This window comes from Pseudoalteromonas shioyasakiensis (genome assembly GCF_022398475.1).
GTDB lineage: Bacteria > Pseudomonadota > Gammaproteobacteria > Enterobacterales > Alteromonadaceae > Pseudoalteromonas.
The window spans coordinates 1-4,216 of record NZ_JAKEVM010000219.1 but is presented as its reverse complement, the minus strand read 5'-3'; the positions used below and the strand labels follow the sequence as shown (position 1 = coordinate 4,216).

Below are 4,216 nucleotides of genomic sequence, written 5' to 3'. Positions count from 1 at the left end.
GGTAAATATTTAGAATTTAGAGCCCGTTTAAAAGCCAGTGAATTTACCGCTAATTTGCAAAAGTTACTGCCGCTTACAGCTCGAATTATCGATGAGAATAACCAAGAATCGATAATTGCCGCTAAAAAACTAAAACTGGGTGATGTTGTATTAATCAAAGCAGGCGAGACTATTCCTGCTGATGGTATTGTTACAAAAGGTCAAACAACCATCGATGAAGCCATGATGACGGGTGAACACCAGCCAGTTAACAAGTTTGTCAGCCATCAAGTTTACGCAGGAACGATTAACCATGATGGCGTGATCAGTATTGAGATCAACAAAATCGGTCAAAATACCTTGCTTAATCAAATTATTAAGTTACAGCACACAGCGTTAACCAAGCGCCCGCGATTAGTTGAGATCACAGATAAAGTAGCGCAGTGGTTTGTTGCCTGCTTATTAGTGTTTGCCTCAATAACAGCAATTGGTTGGTATCAAATAGACCCCGAGCATGCCTTTTGGGTTACTATTTCTGTACTTGTTGCTACCTGCCCTTGTGCGCTTAGCTTAGCAATTCCAACCGCTCTCACGTGCGCTGTAGCCAGCCTTACTAAGCGTGGAATTTTAATAAAACAAGCCCACGTGTTAGAAACGCTACCACAATTAACCGATATTGCTTTTGACAAAACTGGTACTTTAACGCAAGGCCGCTTTACCATTGAGCGCGTTGAGCTAGTAAATAGCCAGTACAGTGAAGCAGATGCATTACGACTAGCAGCGCAACTTGAAAGTTTCTCTGAGCACCCTATTGCTAATGCATTCGCTGGTTTCAACGACACAGTGAACCCTATTGAAAATGTGACTATCGAACCGGGTAAAGGCATTACCGCTTTACTCAATGATCAGCACCTTGCGATAGGTAAAAGCGGTTGGTTTAATACCGAAAAAGCAGATGCTCAAGCAACCTTATATATCGATAAACAAGTCATTGCGCGCTTTTACTTAGCCGACAGCCTACGTAATAACGCAGAAAAATTGATTACTACACTTCATTCGCAACAAATTAAGTGCCATATGTTAACGGGCGATGCCTCTAACAGTGGTGAGCGAATTGCAAAACAGCTCAATTTAGATACCGTGCATGCTGCATGTAGCCCTCGCGACAAACAAACCCATGTCGAAGCACTTGCAAGTAAAGGTGCCATTGTTGCTATGGTGGGTGATGGCGTGAATGACAGCCCAGTATTTGCCAGTGCCCATTTATCTATTGCAATGGAAACAGGCGCTGATATTTCCAAAAATAGTGCCGATGTGGTATTACTCAATAGTGATCTAACGGCCATAGAGCATTTGCTTACTGTCTCGAAAAAGACGCGCCGTATTGTTAAGCAAAACTTGGCATTATCACTTATTTACAATGGTTCGATTTTACCATTGGCAGCCCTTGGGCTCGTTGCTCCTTGGATGGCCGTAATTGGTATGTCTGCAAGCTCCATTTTGGTTATTACCAACTCATTAAGGTTATTAAAACTATGAGTATCATCTACATGCTTATCCCAATTGCCATTTTATTTGTGCTAATTGCCATTGGGGTGTTCTTTTGGGCTGTAAAAAGCGAACAATTTTCTGATTTAAACAAACAGGGCCACAGTATCCTGTTCGAAGACGATAAAGAGCAGCACAACAAAAGTAATGATTGATCCGCTGTTTATTAGTGCATTTATAATGGGCTTGTTAGGTAGTGGTCATTGCCTAGCGATGTGTGGTGGCATTGCCAGTAGTTTACAACTTGCCGCCAACAAAAACCGTGCAGTGAGCTTTTCGGTTGCTTATAACCTAGGCCGCGCACTCAGTTACATGCTTGCCGGTGCTCTTGTAGCAGGAATTAGTAGTCGCTTTGCAGCGCAAAATACTTCTATATCGATAGCGTTGTCGTTTTTGAGTGGTATTTTTATGCTCCTTGTTGGGGTTTACATTATGCGTTTAGCGGCAACTCTACAGTGGCTAGAAAAACTTGGCAAAACCCTAGTATGGCAGCATTTAGCTAAACTTAATCGTTATTTATTACCGGTCGATACTACCCCAAAAGCCCTACTCTATGGCGCTTTGTGGGGCTGGTTGCCCTGTGGATTAGTTTATTCAGCGCTAACCTGGGCACTGACTAGCCCATCAGCATCACATGGTGCAGGTGTGATGTTGTTTTTCGCGTTAGGCACCTTTCCTGCCATGATAAGCGTAGGACTCGTCAGCCAGAAAATAAACACTATTTTCAACCATGTTTGGACTAGGGTTATTCTAGGCAGCGTAATAATATGGTACGGTATATACTTATTAATTATAGCAACCGATAGGCTAATTCATTAATCTTACTGGTTGTTAACTTATTTGAATGGATTTGATGTATGGACTTCTCACAAAACAAGTCAAAAGGCTTATGCACAATTAGCTGTAATAATTGCAGTATCAGCCAGCTATGTTTGCCATTTTCATTAAACGGCCAAGAAATGGATCGTCTCGATGAAATCATCGAACGTAAGAAACCACTGCATAAAGGTGATTATTTATTTGAGTCTGGCGAAAGCTTAAATGCCATTTATGCGGTACGCTCTGGCTCGTTTAAGTCTTATACTTTGTCAGAACAAGGTGATGAACAAATTACTGGTTTTCATCTAGCTGGTGATTTAGTTGGTTTCGACGCTATTAACAAAATGGCTCATCAAAGCTTCTCACAAGCCCTTGAAACTTCAATGGTATGTGAAATTCCATTCGATACTCTAGACGAATTAGCGGGTAAACTACCTAAGCTACGCCAACAAATTATGCGTTTAATGAGTAATGAAATTAACTATGACCAAGAAATGTTATTGTTACTCAATAAAAAGTCAGCTGAAGAGCGTTTAGCAAGTTTTATTTATAATCTTGCAGAGCGTTTTGGTGAACGTGGTTTCTCACGTAAAGAATTCCGTTTAACCATGACACGTGGTGAAATCGGTAATTATTTAGGCCTTACTGTTGAAACAATTAGCCGCCTTTTAAGCCGCTTCCAAAAAGCTGGTTTTATTAAGGTTGAAGGTAAATTTATCACCATTTTGGACCAGCAAGCGCTTGCAGCAACAGCAGCGATTAAATGTAAATAGAGTTTGATTTAACGCAACTTTATATTGTTTGCCCCTTTAACTGTTCTAAATTTAGGTTACACTCAAAGTACTACTTTTTGCGGAACAGTTAAGGAGCAGCACATGGACGCAATTAAACGAATTTTAGCAGTTATAGACCCAACCAAAGAGCAGCAACATAGTTTAAGCCGCTCAATTGATCTAGCCAAAAAATCTGGCGCGACCATCACCGCTTTCCTCAGTATCTACGACTTCTCTTATGAAATGACCACAATGCTTTCTGCTGATGAGCGTGAAGCAATGCGCGAAGCCGTCATAAAAGACCGCCAAGAATGGTTAAATGAACAAATTGCCCTTTACCCAGAGCTTACCATTGATAGCTGTGTGGTTTGGCATAACCGCCCTTACGAAGCCATTATCAATACCGTGATCAACGATGGTTTTGACCTTGTTGTCAAAGGCACTCATCAACACGATACACTTAAGTCTGTTATTTTCACGCCAACTGACTGGCACCTCATTCGTAAGTGCCCTGCTCCAGTTTTACTTGTTAAAGAGAAAGAGTGGCCGGAAAAAGGCAATATTTTAGCTGCTGTGAACGCAGTGAGTGAGAATGAACAACACCTTGAACTTAATAAGCGTATTATCAATGACGCTCGTTTCATTTGTGATTTGGCCAACGCAACGCTTAACTTAGTTAATGCCTACCCAGCAACTCCAGTTAATATCGCTATTGAAATCCCTGAATTCAACCCAGGTGTTTATAACGAATCAGTTAAAAAACATCACTTTGAATCAACGCTTTCATTAGCTGAAGGGTTTGATATTGATAAAGCTCATTGCCACATTGAAGAAGGCTTACCAGAAGATGTTATTCCTGATGTGGCTGCACGCCTCAACAGCGAATTAGTAGTGATAGGTACAGTTGGACGTACTGGCTTAAGTGCAGCGCTTGTCGGTAACACAGCAGAGCATGTTATTGATAGCCTTGACTGCGATGTTTTAGCACTAAAACCAGACGGCTATGTGAGCCCACTTGCTAAATAACCTTTTAAATATGCATTAAAAAAGCCCCAGTTTGGGGCTTTTTTCTTTTTATATATTTGTTACATCAATAA

At 41.1% G+C, this 4,216-nt stretch carries 5 protein-coding genes; all 5 read left to right on the top strand.

All coding sequences use genetic code 11. The annotated features are described in order from the left end of the window. Positions 1–1,518, top strand: a 1,518-nt coding sequence (locus tag L1D51_RS20640; RefSeq protein WP_239964711.1) for a heavy metal translocating P-type ATPase, incomplete at its 5' end; no start/stop codon positions are given. Next, positions 1,515–1,682, top strand: coding sequence for a cbb3-type cytochrome oxidase assembly protein CcoS (ccoS, locus tag L1D51_RS20635; protein WP_054553052.1), 168 nt, complete (start codon positions 1,515–1,517; stop codon positions 1,680–1,682). The genes L1D51_RS20640 and ccoS, both read left to right, overlap by 4 nt. After that, the gene (locus L1D51_RS20630) at positions 1,675–2,346 is read left to right on the top strand and encodes a sulfite exporter TauE/SafE family protein (RefSeq protein ID WP_239964709.1); all 672 of its coding nucleotides are present in this window, start codon (positions 1,675–1,677) and stop codon (positions 2,344–2,346) included. Before ccoS ends, L1D51_RS20630 begins: the two co-directional genes overlap by 8 nt. A gap of 38 nt (positions 2,347–2,384) precedes the next feature. Further along, positions 2,385–3,119 carry an FNR family transcription factor gene (locus L1D51_RS20625; protein ID WP_054553050.1) on the top strand — a complete coding sequence of 245 codons (735 nt, stop codon included), beginning with the start codon at positions 2,385–2,387 and terminating at the stop codon, positions 3,117–3,119. Between the two features lie 102 nt (positions 3,120–3,221). Further along, complete coding sequence (gene uspE, locus L1D51_RS20620; RefSeq protein WP_055021043.1) at positions 3,222–4,145, top strand: universal stress protein UspE; 924 nt, start codon at positions 3,222–3,224, stop codon at positions 4,143–4,145. The last annotated feature ends 71 nt before the right edge of the window (positions 4,146–4,216 follow it).

Excerpts from the sequence above, each read along its gene's own strand:
- ccoS (WP_054553052.1), top strand. The coding sequence starts at position 1,515 with ATGAGTATCATCTACATGCTTATCCCAATTGCCATTTTATTTGTGCTA.
- L1D51_RS20630 (WP_239964709.1), top strand. The coding sequence starts at position 1,675 with ATGATTGATCCGCTGTTTATTAGTGCATTTATAATGGGCTTGTTAGGT.
- L1D51_RS20625 (WP_054553050.1), top strand. The coding sequence starts at position 2,385 with ATGGACTTCTCACAAAACAAGTCAAAAGGCTTATGCACAATTAGCTGT.
- uspE (WP_055021043.1), top strand. The coding sequence starts at position 3,222 with ATGGACGCAATTAAACGAATTTTAGCAGTTATAGACCCAACCAAAGAG.